Below are 2,219 nucleotides of genomic sequence, written 5' to 3' on the forward strand. Positions count from 1 at the left end.
CATTCTTCTTTAAAAGTAATGTCTAGGTCTTGAATTCCGAGTAATTTTTGAGTATTATAGTCCATATAAAGCAATTCCTATTCTGATGTTTTTTCCACTTATCAGTTTACTAGGAATTGCTTTTTTTGCACTCTGAATTACAAAAAAAAGTTGCATGGAGAGAAAGCTTTCCACACAACTTATTATAGAACCGAGAAATCTAAGTGCTTTTTATGTTCCAATAATCTTCCAGAGTCTCTCCCGCCTTGGTAACTGTAATCCATTTGGGGAAGATTTTTGCTAAAAGGAAAAGGGGAATGGTCGTTGGATACCAGATAAGCATGACCTCAAAAAGGAAGCGGTCATTATTCCCCCGGTCCCGATAACGCTGCCGATACTCGGCTCTGAGGGAAGGGTGTGGGATAAAGATATGAAAAGGGACCTGGCCCCTAACCCGAAAAGCCCTTAGCATAGGGAACAGAAAATTTAGCGCCACCAGCACCCTTTTGCCTTTTTCATGAAAAGCAAAAGCCTTAGCAATATAGGTCTCCTTGTAATTCTTGTCCTTAATCGGCCGCTTGGTCGACTTCCGCGCCTCGCGGCTCAAATGGCTGACGCTGGAATTGTCGTACTTGATGTCCGACATCTCCAGATCCACCACCTCCTCATACTTCTGCGCTAACGTTGTCTTCCCCATACCCGGAAAGGCAAACACAAACATAAGCTCACCTCCTTGAAGAATAGTATAGGAAAGAAAGCTGAAAGAAAGATGAAAAGGGCGAGAGGTGTTCCTAAAAAAGTCGCAGTATGTTAAAGTAGAGATAGGAACTCAAGGAAGATAGGAAATATGAAGAAATACGTACAGAAACTGGCAGTAGGAGCAGGGCTTACCCTAGCCCTACTGGCAGTCCCACAGAGTTTACTGGACCAGCCCCTAGGCAGAACCTCCTCCATCGTCCTCGCAGCTGAAGACCAAGACGAACTGGAGAGCGATCTGAACGCCTTTGTCCAAAGCTATCTCGTTGCCGTCGACGAATCAACACTTCAGAAAAGCGATAAAATCCAACGCTTTTTTGACTCAAGTAGCAATGACAACTATCAAAAGGCTCTCCAAGAAGTTATGGATCCAGCCTACAGAGGCTTCTTCACAACGGGAACCCCTGTCCAAGAACTGCAGGTCAAAGGAGACACCATCCAATTCAATACCTACTTCTCACGCGAAGTCACCACAGCAAGCACAGCTGACAAACACTATGTCTACGGCAAACGCAGCTGGAAATTGGCAGAAACAGATGACTCCTTTGAAATCCTGTCCTACAGTACAGAACTCTTGGATGCCCCTACAGCCGAGCCCCAAGCCAAAGCCATCAATCTGGACGAAATTCTAAAAGGTGATTACTCCTCTGTAGCAGGAGAATGGACTAATGAATCCAATAGCCACTTAGTTATAAGCCCAGATGGCATGGTCGACCGCACTGGCCATTTGGTCAATCAAGAAGAGTTTGACGGAACCAAATTCGTAAAGGTCGGAGAAGTTGTTCTAGCTAAGCTAGCCAATCGAAGCCACGTCGGCAAATCCATGAATATCATCTTTGTTCCTAAAGGTGAAGAATTTTTACCCCACATTGCAGGATTAGATCCTGTAGATGATCGCGATCGGATTGTGATGATTGAGAATTTGGATGATTATAATCCAGGAGTTTTGATGATGTTTTATAGGGGGTGAGGGGAATAAGGTTGATGTTGTAAAAATTGTAGAATTATTATGGCTGAGGAGAATGATATGAGGAAAAAAATAATCGATATTTGCGAAACAGCAATTATTATTATGGCTAAGTTTTTTATTTTGTTTCTCGTTATGGGAATCTTTATCGATAAAGGATCGAATTACCTGCATCTATACATATTTTTTGTATCATTGTATGTCATCATCTTATTTATTGTCAGTTTAATATTTTTAATAGGTACATTTTTTGAATTATTCAGAGAGGAACCATCTACATTATTTTTAGCATTATCCGCAGGATGTCTTCTTACTCTACCTGTTGTTTTTAGTGCTAAAGGTTTATCATCAGAGTCAATGAAAGCTTTTTATACTGTTGCGGTTGGAATTGGAACAAATATTGTAATTGATAGCGTTTTTAAGTATGTAGAGATTGATCTTACAGCTAATCAAAAAGAATTCCTTATAAAAAAATCAGCTTATATGAAGATGATTTTCAATGGGATATATATATCAG

3 protein-coding genes are annotated in these 2,219 nt (G+C 40.8%); 2 read left to right on the forward strand and 1 reads right to left on the reverse strand.

All coding sequences use genetic code 11. The features are described from left to right. Positions 1–199 precede the first annotated feature (199 nt). A complete protein-coding gene (locus tag HZY94_RS08990; protein WP_179925866.1) occupies positions 200–700 on the reverse strand; it encodes a hypothetical protein in 501 nt (166 codons plus the stop codon). A 126-nt stretch (positions 701–826) separates the two neighbouring features. Between HZY94_RS08990 and HZY94_RS08995 the strand changes: the two genes are divergently transcribed. Next, positions 827–1,705: a DUF6287 domain-containing protein gene (locus HZY94_RS08995; protein WP_179925867.1), complete on the forward strand. Its 879-nt coding sequence runs from the start codon at positions 827–829 to the stop codon at positions 1,703–1,705. A gap of 39 nt (positions 1,706–1,744) precedes the next feature. Further along, positions 1,745–2,219 (forward strand): hypothetical protein (locus tag HZY94_RS09000; protein WP_179925868.1); only part of this gene is annotated, 475 nt, incomplete at its 3' end.

This window comes from Streptococcus danieliae (genome assembly GCF_013415245.1).
GTDB classification, from domain to species: domain Bacteria; phylum Bacillota; class Bacilli; order Lactobacillales; family Streptococcaceae; genus Streptococcus; species Streptococcus danieliae_A.